Here is a 13,853-nt window from a genome sequence, read left to right on the forward strand (position 1 = left end):
TCGCTCAGAAGGGATTCCAGGTCGGCCTCTGCGTCAGCTTCAGATAGCCGAGATTGACGCCAAGCCGCGCGCCGACGCCGGTGCGGATCGGCACCAGCAGCACCCTGTTGTTCTGCAGCACGTTGAAGCCGACGCCGGCCACGACATAGGCCGAACCGGCAACGCCGCCGAACCGATTGTAGAGATTGCTGACGTCGTCGAGGTTATAGACGAGCATCATCACCCGCGATCCCTCGCCGCCGAAATCCCAACCGAGCGAAGGCCCTTGCCAGAACACCTTATGGTCGCCGGCATTCTTGGTGTAGAGCGTACCTTCGCCATAGGTCAGGCCCCCGATCAGCGCGCCGGATCCCTCTTCGCCGAGCAGATAGCCATTGGGCAGGCCGTAGGAGGCAAAAATCTTCTCGACGACGGTTGCAAGACCGCCCGACGTCGCGCCGAAGAACTTGTGACCGGAATCGACGATCTCCTGAGCGGTGTATTCCTGTGCCCGCGACGCAGAGGTTGAGAATGCGAGAGCGCCCATCAGGGCAATCGCCATGAAGAAGACGCGGACAAACGTCCGGTCGTAGAATCGGGAAACCATGCTTCCAATCTCCGTCAGGGAGCACTTTCGCCGACGCCTCGCACCCCGTCCGGCTCTTTAGGCGACCGTTAAGGATGACTGTTACGGGCAAACTATGCCGTAATCCTTTTTCAACCATTAACCTCCCACATGAACATGGCGGTTCGAAGGCTGTTTCTGACTGTCTGCACGGACTCCCATCCTGTGCAAAGATGCCGTTTTTCTCACAAGAATTGTGGATTGTTGCTGCACGCTCGGGCGCTGTGTATTCAGAATGCCTGGGGGAGAGAGCGTGATTCGGGTGGTGAGCGTGGCTGTCGGCCGCGCGGCCACCAGGATGTGAATTTTAGCAGGGATTTTTCGCCGATGGCTGAGCTTTTCTCTCTCTCCGCACCCGATCTCGCAGCCTTGTTGTGCAGCCGAGTCTGCCACGACATCATTTCGCCGGTCGGCGCCATCAACAACGGCCTTGAACTCCTGGACGAGGGCGGCGCCGACGAAGACGCCATGAAACTGATCCGGCAGAGCGCCAGAAACGCTTCGGCCCGCCTGCAATTCGCCCGCATCGCCTTCGGTGCCGCCGGTTCGGCGGGCATGATGATCGACACCGGCGATGCCGAGTCCGTCGCCATCGCCTTCCTGAAGAACGAGAAGCCGGAATTGATCTGGAACGGGGTTCGCGCCCTGCTGCCCAAGAACAAGGTCAAGCTGCTGCTCAATTTGCTGCTCGTCGCCAATGCCGCCATCCCGCGCGGTGGCAGATTGGTGGTCACGCTGGAAAACCTCGACACCGAGCCGCGCTTTGCGCTTGCCGCAAGCGGCCCGATGCTGCGCGTGCCGCCGAAATTCCTCGAGCTCCATTCCGGCAACAAGCCCGAGGAGCCTATCGACGCCCATACCGTCCAGCCCTACTACACGCTGCTGCTGGCGCGTGAGGCCAACATGACGATCTCGATTCATGCGACCGCCGAAGAGATCGTGCTGTCCGCGGCTTGAGCGAAGCCGTTCGGCAGGACGTCCGAGCATCAAGAACAATCAAGTATCTTTTCCCGCTGATATTTGCGGCAATTCAGAACAGGAAAGTTTCATTGCCGGCAATGCCCCTGCCGAATGGGGCTGCAGACGACATGTTTGTAAAAACTTTACCTAACGGCTTTTCTGCTTCTTTACCAGATCGGCCTAGTGTGCATCCCGATACCCGGATGCCGCCGGTTCGCCCCATGGCAAAGAGGACCCGGAAATGAAGCGCTGCATGTTTGTCGACGATTCGAGCGTCATCAGAAAGGTTGCAAAACGGATTCTTGGCGGCTCCGACATGGTGGTGATCGAAGCGGCAACTGGACTTGATGCTGTTGAGATGTGCGCTGCCGAGATGCCTGATGTGATTGTCGTCGACGGCGCCCTGCCGGACATGCAAGCGGTCGACGTCATTCGCCAGGTTCGCGCCATGGAGAGCACGATCAAACCGCAGATTCTGATCTCGCTGGTCGAGGTCGATGTTGCCTCGATCATGAAGGCAAAGCGCGCCGGCGCCCAGGGTTATCTGTTGAAGCCGTTCAACCGGCCGCAACTGCTCGAACGTTTTCGTACCTTGAAGGTTGCCGCCTGATTCGGCTCGTTTTCGGCCACAAAAGGACAGCAAAAAACCCGGCCTGAGCCGGGTTATTTGCATTCATTCAATTGGATGATGTTCGCTCAGGCGCTGACGCGGATGTCTTCCGGCTCGCGCAGCACATAGCCGCGACCCCAGACCGTCTCGATGTAGTTCTGGCCACCGGATGCTGCGTCGAGCTTCTTGCGCAGCTTGCAAATGAAAACGTCGATGATCTTCAGTTCCGGTTCGTCCATGCCGCCATAAAGGTGGTTGAGGAACATTTCCTTGGTCAGCGTGGTGCCCTTGCGCAGCGAGAGCAACTCCAGCATCTGGTATTCCTTGCCGGTCAGATGCACGCGCTGGCCGCAGACTTCGACGGTCTTGGCGTCGAGATTGACCACCAGGTCGCCGGTGGTGATGACCGACTGGGCATGGCCCTTGGAACGGCGCACGATGGCATGAATGCGGGCGACCAGTTCGTCCTTGTGGAACGGCTTGGTCATATAGTCGTCGGCGCCGAAGCCCAGGCCGCGCACCTTGTCCTCTATACCGGCCATGCCGGACAGGATCAGGATCGGCGTCTTCACCTTGGACAGGCGAAGTGTCCGCAAGACTTCGTAGCCGGACATATCGGGAAGGTTGAGGTCGAGAAGAATGATATCGTAATCATAAAGTTTACCGAGATCGACACCTTCTTCGCCGAGGTCGGTCGTGTAAACATTAAAACTTTCAGATTTGAGCATCAGCTCGATGCTCTGAGCGGTTGCACTGTCGTCTTCTATCAGCAGAACGCGCATTTCATTCCCCTTTTCTGCCGCCGGACCATGTCACGACCCATCCGGGACCGGAGCAGTGATTGCCTGAACAGAGGCTGCCATCGAATGGTTAACAAAACCTAATTCCGCACCAAGGACGGTACCAGATTTTTTAACCCCTTTCTACACCCTCTTGAATCTAATGATGAATCACAGAACCAAATCGCTAATGCAACACATTAATAAGTCGGACTAAGTGACTCAAGGGACTCGCTGGCCGGCTTCCGTATCGGGAGCCGGAATTTTTACCCGGCCTTAAGTCCTCGCCCTTATGATTAACAATGCGCGTAAACGAATGGTTACCGCCGGCAAAAAACTTTAGGGATTTGTTTCCCATAGTTCGGGGAATGCCGGTGGATACGGGCGGCGTCAGGCCCTGGCGGGCGGATTGGACGATATGTGCAGGTGTGCGTTTCCGGGAGTACCGAATCATGAAGTCACGTGAAAACCTCGTTCGGCTGAAGCAATTTCAGGTGAATGAGAAGCGGCGGCAGCTGCTGCAGCTCGACATGATGATCGCCGAGTTCGAGCGCATGGCCGTTGAACTGGAGCTTCAGATCACCGCCGAGGAGAAGAAGGCCGGCATCACGGACATCAATCATTTTGCCTATCCGACCTTCGCCAAGGCGGCGCGTCTGCGCCGTGATAACCTCAGAAACTCTCAAAGCGACCTCGCCCAGCAGCGAAGCGCTGCCGAATCATTACTCGGCGAAGCTGAAGCGGAGCTTTCCAAGGCCGAGATGCTGGAATCGCGCGACACCAAGATCCGCGACGCGGAACTCGGCGGTCGCAGCGCCATGATCGGCTGACGGCAGAGTTTGAGCCGACCGGCGCCGCCTGACGCCGATCTTCTTGCTCCGGACCAAAAGGCTCCAGCGCTGCTGACTTGGCCGCAAGGCGGCCGCAGCTTCAGGCCCGTGTCAAATCCCCGTCCTGGTTCGCCGCCGCCCTCGCCCGCGCTTGCTTGATGTCAGGCACATGCTCTTCCGACCAGGAGCGTATCTGGGTGAGCAGCCCCGCCAGGTTCTGGCCAAGTTCGGTCAATTCATATTCGACCCGCGGCGGGATCACCGGAAAGATTTCGCGCCGCACCAGACCGTCGCGCTCGAGGACGCGCAGCGTCTGCGTCAGCATTTTGGGCGTGATGCCTTCGAGCTTGCGCGCCAGTTCCCCATTGCGCATCCGGCCACGGCGCAGCGCACAAACCGTCAGATAGATCCATTTGCTGGCCAGCATCTCGAGCACGGCGTGCGAAGGACACGTCCGCTGGAAGGCGTCATAGCCGGAGCCGCAATCATTATCACTATCCATGAGGTGCCTATATATGGAAAAGGTACATACTGGACAAGGGAATGTTACTATCGAAATGATAGTGGTCAGAAAACCCCAGCAGGAGCCTCCCATGCGTGCCGTTATCCAGAATTCCGTCGGCGGGCCCGACGTCCTCGTCATCGCCGATCGCCCCGCGCCCTCGCCCAAGTCAGGCGAAGTGCTCGTGCGCGTGCATGCCGCCGGCATCAATCCGGTCGATGGCTCGGTGCGCGCCGGTTACTATCCTTTGCTGGGCGAACCGCCCTTCAGTTTGGGCTGGGATATTTCAGGCACGGTCGAGGCGGTGGGCCCAGGCGTCGATGGCGGCCTCAAGGTCGGTGACGCCGTGTTCGGCATGCCGCATTTTTTCAAGCAGGCCGCGGCCTATGCGGAACTCGCTGTGGCGCCGGCCGATGAAATCGCACCGAAGCCCCAAGGCATCGACCACAATCATGCCAGCGCGCTGCCGCTGGCCGGCCTGACCGCCTGGCAAGGCCTTGTCCGCCATGGCGGCCTGAAGCGCGGCCAGCGCGTGTTGATCCATGCCGCGGCCGGCGGCGTCGGGCATCTGGCGGTGCAGATCGCCAAGGCGCACGGCGCTTGTGTCATCGCCACCGCCAGCCCGAAGAAACTCGATTTCGTCCGCTCGCTCGGCGCCGATGAAGTGGTCGACTACACCAAGCGAGATTTCACCGCCGAGGTCAGCGACGTCGACCTGGTGCTGGAGCCGATGGGCGGCGACCATGCCGACCAATCGCTGACAGTCCTGAAGGACGGTGGCGACCTGGTGTCGCTGCTCAATGTCCACGACACCACCCGAGCCAAGGCTGCTGCGCGTGGGATCCGCGTCGAGCGCATGTCCGTCGTGCCCGACCGTGAAGGCCTCGTCGAACTTGGCAAACTGGTCGATGCGGGAAAGCTTGCGGTCCATGTGGCAAAGGCGTTTCCGCTCGAACAGGCGGGCGCCGCGCACGCTTTTCTCGCCACTAGGCCGATCGGCAAGGTGGTGCTGACGGTCTGAAGCAGGCATTACCGACAGGCAAAAGGGCGCGGTTACCGCGCCCTTTTCTGTTGTGGTCCTGGCTCTAGTGCCGGTATTGCTGGATGCGCGTCGTGCGCAGCCCGGCAAGGCCGTATTCGTCGATCGACGCTTGCCAGGACAGGAATTCCTCGGTGGTCAGCTTGTAGCGCTGGCATGCCTCGTCGAGGCTCAAAAGCCCGCCGCGCACCGCAGCAACCACTTCCGCCTTGCGCCGGATAACCCAGCGACGTGTATTCGTCGGCGGAAGATCGGCAATCGTAAGAGGGCTGCCGTCAGGCCCGATAACATATTTGACTCGCGGTCTAACAAGATCGGTCATCGTACTCTCTACTAAAAACTCAAAGACCCAATCCCCACCACATTACCGCCACAGCTTTAAAAATTGCCTAAGCGAACCCTAATGAGTAGGTAAGGATCATGAACGCCGCGTTAGTCTTTTTATCGGCATTTGAGGCAACTGCGGGCAGACGCGCGATTCTCCCGCAAAATCGGCACCGCCGCAAAGCTGGCGCCACCGGTGTGGTTGACCTATATTCGCGCCACTGCCATTGAAGCGCCGCGCAGAACGAAAGAACCATGAACAGCCTCGACCTTCCCGCCAGCCCGCAAAACACCCGCATCGTCGTCGCCATGTCGGGCGGTGTGGATTCGTCTGTCGTTGCCGGCCTTTTGAAGCGCGAAGGCTATGATGTCGTCGGCGTCACGCTGCAGCTCTACGACCATGGCGCCGCAACGCACCGGGCCGGGTCGTGCTGCGCCGGCCAAGACATTGACGATGCCCGCCGCGTTTCCGAGACACTGGGCATTCCGCATTACGTGCTCGACTATGAGGAGCGCTTCCGCAAGGCGGTCATCGACCCGTTCGCCGAGAGCTATGTCGCCGGCGAAACGCCCATTCCGTGCGTCTCTTGCAATCAGACGGTGAAGTTCGCCGACCTTTTGGCCACCGCCAAGGACCTTGGCGCCGATGCGCTCGCCACCGGCCACTATATCCGCTCCGGGGCCAATGGCGCCCACCGCGCGCTATTCCGGCCCGTCGATGCCGACCGCGACCAGAGCTATTTCCTGTTTGCCACCACGCAGGCGCAGATCGACTATCTGCGCTTTCCGCTGGGTGGGCTGTCCAAGCCTGCGGTGCGGGCCATCGCCGAAGAAATGGGGCTGACCGTTGCCGCCAAGCAGGACAGTCAGGACATCTGCTTCGTGCCGCAGGGCAAATATTCCGACATCATCGCCAAGCTGAAGCCAGCTGCCGCCAACCCAGGCGACATCGTCCATATCGACGGCCGCGTGCTCGGTCGCCATGACGGCATCCTGCGCTATACGATCGGCCAGCGCCGCGGCATCGGCATCGCCTCGGGCGAGCCGCTTTACGTCGTCCATCTCGACGCCGACCGGGCCCGTGTCATCGTCGGCCCGCGCGAGGCGCTGGAGACCCACAAGATCTATCTGCGCAACATGAACTGGCTGGGCGATCGCGCGCTGTCCGACATTCCGGCCGCCGGCATGGAGCTGTTCGCCAAGGTCCGCTCGACGCGGCCGCCGCGCCCGGCCGTGCTGCATCACCGCGCTGGCAGCACCTTTGTCGAACTGGTCGACGGCGAGTCCGGCATCGCGCCCGGACAGGCCTGCGTGCTCTATTCCGACGACGGCAACGAAGCCCGCGTCTTCGGCGGCGGCTTCATCGAGCGCTCCGAGCGCGGCGCCGGGGCCGAAGCCATGCTCAGCCGGCTCGCAGCTAGGCCGGCGCAGATTCCCGCAGAGTAAACACTACCCTCTCGGAGACAGTTTTAGTTTCGATCTGCCTTAAAAGCAGAGTTTCGAAACGGTCTCAGGACTTTGTGTGCGTGACTGTACCCGCCGTCAGGATGCGCAGCACCCTGATGGCTTCCTCGCCGCTGGTGCGCGGCTCGGCCCGCGTCTCGATACACTGGATAAAGTGCTCGAGCTCGCGCGTCAGCGGCATCCCCTGGCCGACCGCGACATAGGACGGCTCGTTGGTGGTGAAGGCCCACTGGCCGCTGTCCTGCCACACCGCGTGGCGGTAGACGGCCAGCTTGCGCTCCCAGGGCTCGACATCGTCGAACACCGCCATTGCCTTGGTGCCGACCACGGTAAGCCGCCGCTCGCGGTAGGGATTGAGCCGCGAGGTGAAGAGATGGCTGCGCAGCCCGTTGGGAAAACGCATGTGCAGATGCGCGAAATCGCTGAGATTGTCGAGGAGTGCCGCCCCCTCGCCCCTGACCTCGATCGGCTCGGTGCCGGTGATGGCCAGGATCATCGACAAATCGTGCGGCGCCAGATCCCACAGTGCGTCGTTCTCGGTGTGGAATTTGCCGAGGCCGAGCCGGTGCGAGTGGATGTAGCGGACCTCGCCGAGCTCGCCATTGTCGATCAGCGCCTTCAGCGTCTCGAAGGCGGGATGGAAGCGCAAGACATGGCCGACCATGAACACGCGGCCATTGTCCTTGGCCGCCTGCACGGCGCGCTCGGCGTCGGGCACGGTCAACGCAATCGGCTTTTCCACCAGCACGTCCTTGCCGGCCTCAGCGGCGCGCACGGCAAGATCGGCATGGAATTGCGGCGGCAGCGCCATGACGATGGCGTCGATATCGTCACGCACGAACAGCTGGTCGGGCTCGATCGCCAGGCAGTCCTGCTCGCTGGCAAAGCCTTCGGCCCGCGCCCGATTGGCATCGGAAACCGCATGCAGCGCGCCGAGCGCCTTGAGGGTGCGGATGTGGTTGCTGCCCCAGTATCCGCAACCGAGGACTGCAATGCGCGGCTTCATCAGCTTCAAACTCTAATTTCTTGGCCGAGACATAGCGGCGTGCCCCGTCGAACTCAACCCCGGTGGCTTACCGGAGATGCCAGCCCGGCAAAGCTTTTGCCGGCGACAATATGCCGGCGCCCCTCGCGCATCGATGCTTGACAGGCTCGCCCTCCCAACCTTATATCCGCGCGACCTTGGCGAACGCCTCGAAATGCCTTTCGATTTAAGGCGATTTCGGGCCTTTCGCCGCCCTGGCGGGGTAGCTCAGTTGGTTAGAGCACGGGAATCATAATCCTGGGGTCGGGGGTTCAAGTCCCTCTCCCGCTACCAAATTTAATCAATAAAATCAGTTGCTTAGGTGCCATAAAATGCATCAGGGCGGCTGATTTCGTGTCACGCCATGTTGCAACTGGCTACCGTTGATTTCCAACGGTTTCCTGCGACTATCCGCCAGTCCGTGCGACATGGAATGCGACATGGGAGGGGATGATTTGGTCACAGACTGGGTTAACGTGGGGGCACTCGTCGCCACGGTGATTGCCCTCGGGCTCTCACTTCATTTCTGGAGGCGGCAGTTTCGCCCACTCGTCACTGCGATGGTCAGAACCCATCACGGTGACAACACAGGTCTCTACTTCAACCTTGTGGTGCTCAATTCAGGATCTATCCCGGCTCGGGATGTTTGGTTTGAGGTGGCAGATCCGGCAGCCCTGGCAGCCGCTTCGGAGGTGGCGCCACCGATGAGCGAAGGAAGGATTGGCTATCCTGCTTTGCTACCAAAGACCTGATCCCAGTGCTTCACAATGGGACCCATGTTTCTTGTTCATTTGGCATGACCCAAGGTCCAGTGGCAGGATTCTGGAAGCATGCCGCTCAATTCCCGTTTCGCATTTACTACAGGGATGGTTTGGCTGGTTTGGGAGGTTTGGGAGGCGGATCTACACCGAAGAGATGAAGCTACGAATTGTCGACACCGACACGTTCACTGGGTTCATGTCGGGAAGCCCGCCACCATGAGGCATCTATGAATTTTGTCACAGACGCATCGACGCATCGGCCTAGCTTGCAAAGTGTAGTTTCCTGCAGCGGTGAAGGGAGTAGTCCGATGCTTGTGAACCTTCCTATGCTTCTGAACCTTCCTCTTGTCGTAGTTGGTCCCCTTGCCGATTGGCTCCAGCATCGAGCCGAACAGAAGGCGCAGTTGAAGGCAACGGACGAGCTGAGCGAGTCACCAGACGACATGCTCAGCGACATCGGGATTTGCCGTGACGACATCACACATGCGTTCCACAGCTGTGGAAGATCCTCGGCGAGACGCGCATAAGGCGGGCTAACAAAAGGCCCGCCACCGTGAGGCAGCGGCGGTACGGTTATTGGGCCGACTGCGGACTTGCGGCTTCGAGGCCTGGAATGTGAGAAGCGGACGTTCAGGCGCTCCCCATGCATCGACGTGAACTGACCGATTGTGTTGAAGAGTCCGACGCACCGCGAAGTCACCACCGATAATAGAATCCCGTTCCACCCTGACGCCTTGCATGGAATCAGGATTCACTTGTGGGGTCTTTTCGGAACGCCACGGTACGCAAATGCCGTAGGTAGCCGCGACGCGGACTTTTTCAACAGTATCGAACCAATGCGGACGTTTGCTTCCGGAACGGGGGCCGAGGTCCCTGGTTTGCAACCAGCCCTCCGCTGTCTTCCTAATGGAGGGCGTGCTAATGGTTAACTAGCTTGGGGATCAGGCCGATTTCAAATTTGATCGCTGGCGCGTGGGCGCCGAGCTGGCAAACATCTAGTAGTAATCCTGGAGGCGATCCCCGCCGCCTCGAAAGCGAGCAAGACGACATCACGACGAAGTAATCGAGGGATAGTTAACAGCCATAGGGCCGCGATAACGGCAGGGGCACAAATGACATTTCTGGTGCGCGTATGGCTAGCGTTGACCGTTGTTCTGGCAATTGTGGTTACTATCTTAGCGGTGCTGGTTAAGCTACAAAACGAGGCGGTGTATTCGCAGCTTGTGCGGCAACGACTTTCGGTCATTGCAGCGGCAACCGCCACCCCCTTCCGGTCAGTCTCGGAACTTGGTCTCACGGTGGCGACGGTGCGCAATGCCCAAGAGCTGCTGAACCGGGCTTGGCAGACCGATCCCACGATTTCCAACATTGTTCTGCTTGATGCAGCCGGCGGAGTTATCCTTTCTGTTCCGGATGCTGCTGTTCCATTTAGCGCGCGCCAAATGGGTCGCGCGATGGAAGAGGGCTCCAACAGCCAGTGGGGTCTTGAGACTGCGACCGCGCTGATCAGCGGTGCCACCATAAAGGACGAGAACGACGAGCGGGCCGCTGCATTGGCAGTTATCTACCCGATGAACGAATTGCGGACCCACAATCGCCTTATCAGTTCGCAAATTTGGCTGTCGGCGCTGGCGCTTCTGACCGGATTCTCGACCCTAGCTTACGCCGCATTGCGCTATCGTCTGCGTCCGGCCATCCACACCCTCGACGACATCGCCAGCCATGCCGAAGACGACAGCACTTTGACTGCCGGCGACTTTGCCGATTTTCGAGCGACGCTCGCCGCAGGCACCGCAAAATACCGTTTGGCAACTACAAAACTTGCTGCGCTTATTGGGGCAGAGCGCGCGGAAGCTCCACCTGCGGGGCCACAGGGTGCCGACGTCATCTCGGTTCCCGATAGCCCCATGGCTGTAACGGTGTCGCGACGGCTTACGGCGCTCATAGCCGTCCTGGTGCTGGGGATCACCGTATCGCTCGGCACTGTCGCCTACCGCAGCATCAATGAGTCCTTTGCTCCCGAACTCGACAAGCGCACGAGGCTTATTGGCAGCATTGCCAATGATGCTATTGCCCGCACGCTTAAGGCGGGTGTGCCACTCGATATGATGGTCGGTGGACGCGAATTCTTCTCGTCCCTGCTTCGTGACTTTCCAGAAATTTCCTACTTCGCGCTGGTCACCAACCGACCCATTTTGGAGATGGGCACCCGCCCGCCCACCACGACGTCGGTGATGCTACAGGCAGGGACCGTCGTGCCGATCGTCGTCGACAACAAGCTGGTGGCCAATGTCGTCGTAATCAAGAACGCGGGATACCTTTCGCGTGAATTCCGCGATCTCATTCTCGACCTCCTGGTGGTGACGCTGGTGACAATCCTGTTGGCGGTTGAACTGGTCTCCTTGATGACCAATCACTCGCTAACCGGACCGTTGACCCGCCTCGACTACATCCTGAAGCTTCAGGCGGCCGGCGATTTCTCCCACCGCATCCTGGTGAGCGGGATTAGCGCCGTCGATAGGCTGGGCCAAGCCCTTTCCTTGCGTGCTGAGCGGCTTGCGGCAATGATGGCAGCCGCCCAGGAGCTACCCAAGGGCACCCGTGCCGTGCAACTGGAACCGGACTTCATTATACCGGCTGGCCGGCCGCTCATCATGAGATTTTGCAGTCTAGGCGATGTGCGACTTCCGCTTTTCCTCATCGCCGCGGCTGACTCATTTCCACTGTCGTTCTTTTCGCTTTATGTCCGGGATGCCGACAATCCGCTGACTTGGCTCAACCCAGGCATCGTTATCAGTTTGCCGCTCGCCGCCTATCTCACAGCCATTGTCTTCGGTTCGCCCTATGCGCGTCCGCTCGCGAAACGCTTCGGGCACCGCAACCTGTTCGTGTTTGCTTCCATCCCAGCGGCCCTCTCGAATTTTGGGTTCTTCATTTCCACCAATATGCTCGAAATTATCTTTTTCTGTGTGTTCAGCGGCATTGGCTATGCTTTTGCTTCACTCTCTTGCCAGGACTACGTGATCGACGCTGCCCCAAAGGAACAGCGGGCCCAAGCGCTAGGGCTGTTCCACGTAGCGATGTTTGGCGGCTTCTATGCTGGAACGGCACTGGGGGGCGTGGTTGCCGACCGTCTGGGCGAGCGCAGCGTATTTCTGGTTTGTGCCGTCTTGATCGTTATCTCCGCAGCGATGATCTTGCGCATGCTCCCTGGCCCCACCCACGTTTCGGCGCTCACCGAGCAGGGCGGCCGCTCTAAGCTGCGGCAGTTGCTTGGAACAATTGCTGATGGCCAGTTCGCGACCCTGCTGTTTGGCATTATCTTGCCCCAAACGATCCTCGATCAGGTCTTCATCTCCTATCTCCTGTCGCTGCAGATGAACGCGTTGGGCGCCTCCACGGCCGATACCGGACGCCTGATGATGATCTACTTTCTGATGGTGATCCTGTCAGGGTCACTGTATGGGCGACTGCCTGCCGGCAGGATCTCGGCAGTGGGCATCACTGTCGCCGGAGCATTGCTTGGCGGAGTGACGCTGCTCGCAGCAGCGGCAGTTACCAACGGCTGGACAATGGTCGTTGCCGCAATCGGCACCGGCCTTGGCTACGGCCTGGTGAGCGGGCCGCAGACGGCCACGGTGATGGAACTTGCGGAAGGAAGGCTGGCCCATATCGGTTCGGAAAGGGTCCTTGGCGCTGTCAGGGTCATGGACCGAATTGGCAGCGTTGTGGGCCTTGTCGCGATCGCCGGCGTCGCTGGCAGTTTTGGCTATTCCGCCGCAATGGGCTTCATCGCCATCTTGGTGCTGGCCGGGGTTGGCTCGTATCTCATCTACCACGTGGCAAGCCACAGCTTGCCGATCATCGCAGGGAGGAAAGCATGAAATTGACATACCCTATGTTGGCCGGGGCCGCGCTAGCTTCTTGCCTCGTTCTTCCGCCTCGGGTCGAGGCGGCGGAGAAGACCGTTGTGATGATAACGTGGCTGGGCTGCGAGGATGTCTGCAAGGGCCTCAAGGACTCGCTTGAAGAAAAGAAAATTGATGTCAGCTTCGTCGTCGACGATGCGGCACAGGACAAGAGCAAGCTGCCCGACTTTGTCAAGGATGCACGCGAGCGCAAGGCTGACGTGGTGGTCACCTGGGGCACCAAGACTACTCTAGGCATGGTCGGCACGTTGAAAGACCAGCAGAACAGCGATCTTCTCAATGACATCCCCGTGGTGTTCACCGTGGTAGCCGATCCGATCGGTGCGGGTATCATCGAAAGCTACGAAAAGACTGGCCGCGCCAATGTGACCGGTACCCGAAACCGAGTTCCCGAAAGCGTCAACATTAAGAGCATCAAGCGCTACCTGCCGAGCTTCGATCATCTCGGCCTCCTGTTCGACCGTAGTGAGCCCAACTCGGTGAAAAAGACGGAGGAACTGACAGCTTTGTCGGAAAAGATGAAGTTCAAATTCAACGCATTGCCACTGCCGGCGCTTGCCGATGGAACTCCGGATCCAGCCAAGCTCCCCCAGGCTGTCGCTCAGCTGAAGGCGGCCGGCGTGCAATTCGTCTACTTGGGCTCGAGCACCTTCCTTGAAAAGAATGCGGACGTCTTCACCGATGCTGCCGTGGCAAATGGTCTACCGGTGCTCAGCCCCTATGAGCATCTGGTCAGCGAATCCCGGGCCCTGATGTCGGTGGCCGCCCGCGACTACGACGTCGGCAAGCTGGCCGGCGAGCAGGTGGCCAAGATCCTGGCGGAGGGTGCCAAGCCTGGCGACATGCCTGTCGTCGCCATGGAGAAGTTCGCCTATGTGGTTAACATGAAGGTCGCTAAGAAACTCAACTTGTTTCCACCTGTCGAGTTCCTGCAATTCGTTGAGAAGGTGGAGTGACGCGAAGCGACTATCGCCGCACCCGCGACGCCCAGCGTGGTCGCCGGCAATGTCCGCTTAAAGGCAGTGAC

General features: G+C 59.7%; 12 protein-coding genes and 1 tRNA gene. 8 read left to right on the forward strand and 5 right to left on the reverse strand.

All coding sequences use genetic code 11. From position 1 onward, the window contains the following. Nucleotides 1–4: 4 nt before the first annotated feature. A complete protein-coding gene (locus X728_RS154010) occupies nucleotides 5–541 on the reverse strand; it encodes an EipA family protein (RefSeq protein WP_245259859.1) in 537 nt (178 codons plus the stop codon). Between the two features lie 390 nt (nucleotides 542–931). Between X728_RS154010 and X728_RS154005 the strand changes: the two genes are divergently transcribed. Both X728_RS154005 and X728_RS154000 read left to right on the forward strand, forming a co-directional pair. Continuing rightward, nucleotides 932–1,561, forward strand: coding sequence for a histidine phosphotransferase family protein (locus X728_RS154005; protein ID WP_023669947.1), 630 nt, complete (start codon nucleotides 932–934; stop codon nucleotides 1,559–1,561). A gap of 244 nt (nucleotides 1,562–1,805) precedes the next feature. Next, a complete protein-coding gene (locus tag X728_RS154000) occupies nucleotides 1,806–2,174 on the forward strand; it encodes a response regulator (RefSeq protein ID WP_023669946.1) in 369 nt (122 codons plus the stop codon). A gap of 86 nt (nucleotides 2,175–2,260) precedes the next feature. On the opposite strand, the gene ctrA is transcribed toward X728_RS154000, so the two are convergent. Next, a complete protein-coding gene (ctrA, locus tag X728_RS153995; RefSeq protein WP_023831454.1) occupies nucleotides 2,261–2,956 on the reverse strand; it encodes a cell cycle two-component system response regulator CtrA in 696 nt (231 codons plus the stop codon). 449 nt (nucleotides 2,957–3,405) lie between these two features. Between ctrA and X728_RS153990 the strand changes: the two genes are divergently transcribed. Then, nucleotides 3,406–3,783 (forward strand): flagellar export protein FliJ, encoded by a 378-nt coding sequence (locus tag X728_RS153990; RefSeq protein ID WP_023669945.1) that lies wholly within the window; start codon nucleotides 3,406–3,408, stop codon nucleotides 3,781–3,783. A 100-nt stretch (nucleotides 3,784–3,883) separates the two neighbouring features. Here X728_RS153990 and X728_RS153985 read toward each other — a convergent pair whose 3' ends face one another. Continuing rightward, entirely contained in the window at nucleotides 3,884–4,285 is a 402-nt protein-coding gene (locus X728_RS153985; protein ID WP_023705955.1) for a helix-turn-helix domain-containing protein, read from the reverse strand. A gap of 91 nt (nucleotides 4,286–4,376) precedes the next feature. Between X728_RS153985 and X728_RS153980 the strand changes: the two genes are divergently transcribed. Next, complete coding sequence (locus tag X728_RS153980) at nucleotides 4,377–5,306, forward strand: NADP-dependent oxidoreductase (protein ID WP_023831455.1); 930 nt, start codon at nucleotides 4,377–4,379, stop codon at nucleotides 5,304–5,306. Between the two features lie 64 nt (nucleotides 5,307–5,370). On the opposite strand, the gene X728_RS153975 is transcribed toward X728_RS153980, so the two are convergent. Continuing rightward, entirely contained in the window at nucleotides 5,371–5,646 is a 276-nt protein-coding gene (locus X728_RS153975) for a DUF1153 domain-containing protein (RefSeq protein ID WP_013529904.1), read from the reverse strand. A 257-nt stretch (nucleotides 5,647–5,903) separates the two neighbouring features. On the opposite strand from X728_RS153975, the gene mnmA reads away from it, so the two are divergent. Next, the gene (gene mnmA, locus X728_RS153970; RefSeq protein ID WP_023831456.1) at nucleotides 5,904–7,094 is read left to right on the forward strand and encodes a tRNA 2-thiouridine(34) synthase MnmA; all 1,191 of its coding nucleotides are present in this window, start codon (nucleotides 5,904–5,906) and stop codon (nucleotides 7,092–7,094) included. Between the two features lie 64 nt (nucleotides 7,095–7,158). Here mnmA and X728_RS153965 read toward each other — a convergent pair whose 3' ends face one another. Then, nucleotides 7,159–8,118: a Gfo/Idh/MocA family oxidoreductase gene (locus X728_RS153965; protein WP_023683623.1), complete on the reverse strand. Its 960-nt coding sequence runs from the start codon at nucleotides 8,116–8,118 to the stop codon at nucleotides 7,159–7,161. A 235-nt stretch (nucleotides 8,119–8,353) separates the two neighbouring features. Between X728_RS153965 and X728_RS153960 the strand changes: the two genes are divergently transcribed. From X728_RS153960 to X728_RS153940, 3 genes are all read left to right on the forward strand, one after another. Next, a tRNA-Met gene (locus X728_RS153960) sits at nucleotides 8,354–8,430 on the forward strand. A 1,579-nt stretch (nucleotides 8,431–10,009) separates the two neighbouring features. Next, nucleotides 10,010–12,781 carry an MFS transporter gene (locus tag X728_RS153945; protein ID WP_081732384.1) on the forward strand — a complete coding sequence of 924 codons (2,772 nt, stop codon included), beginning with the start codon at nucleotides 10,010–10,012 and terminating at the stop codon, nucleotides 12,779–12,781. Beyond that, entirely contained in the window at nucleotides 12,778–13,782 is a 1,005-nt protein-coding gene (locus X728_RS153940; RefSeq protein ID WP_081732385.1) for an ABC transporter substrate-binding protein, read from the forward strand. Before X728_RS153945 ends, X728_RS153940 begins: the two co-directional genes overlap by 4 nt. Nucleotides 13,783–13,853: the final 71 nt, after the last annotated feature.

Origin of the sequence: Mesorhizobium sp. L103C119B0 (genome assembly GCF_000502235.1) — a bacterium.
Classification (GTDB): domain Bacteria; phylum Pseudomonadota; class Alphaproteobacteria; order Rhizobiales; family Rhizobiaceae; genus Mesorhizobium.